The organism is Megasphaera massiliensis (assembly GCF_000455225.1).
GTDB lineage: Bacteria > Bacillota > Negativicutes > Veillonellales > Megasphaeraceae > Megasphaera > Megasphaera massiliensis.
In genome coordinates this window covers 1110-1665 of record NZ_HF954557.1, presented here as the reverse complement: position 1 = coordinate 1665, position 556 = coordinate 1110, and the positions used below count along the sequence as shown (strand labels likewise).

At 50.5% G+C, this 556-nt stretch carries 1 protein-coding gene; it reads left to right on the top strand.

Annotation, left to right across the window (positions count from 1 at the left end; translation table 11 throughout):
* The coding region (locus TX77_RS10805; protein ID WP_154651918.1) for a glycosyltransferase family 4 protein at positions 1–556 on the top strand (556 nt) is incomplete at both ends.

Genomic DNA, 556 nt, shown 5'->3' with positions numbered 1-556 from the left:
AATCAAGCGAGTTCACTAAACCTGCCTCCGAACACTCGTATCATTGCCTGTCCGGCACGGCTGGATAAAGTAAAGGGACATAGCTGTTTGCTGGATGCCTTGTATAAATTGAAGGAGCTAAGGAACGATTGGATCTGTCTGTTCATCGGCGATGGAAATCTTCGAACGGAGCTGGAAGCCAAAGCTGCATCCTTGGGGCTTCATCAACATGTCAAATTTACAGGAAGCAGAGCCGATGTTCCCGCAATCTTGCAGCGCTCCGATATTGTTGTCCTTCCAAGCTTGAATGACAATCAGCCTTATGCCGTAATGGAAGCACACATCTCGCGAAAGCCGATCGTCGTCTCCGATGCGGGAGGCATTCCGGAGATGGTGACACACGGACTTACCGGGTTAATGGCAAGAGCAGGGGATAGCGATGAGCTGTCACTCTACCTGCTCTGCTTGCTGGAAAATGAAGCATTACGCGAAAGTGTAGCTTCTGGCGGCTACAATTGGGGGATCTCGCAATGGTCGATTCACACGATGATGGAGCGGACAACTGCGCTTTATGCAG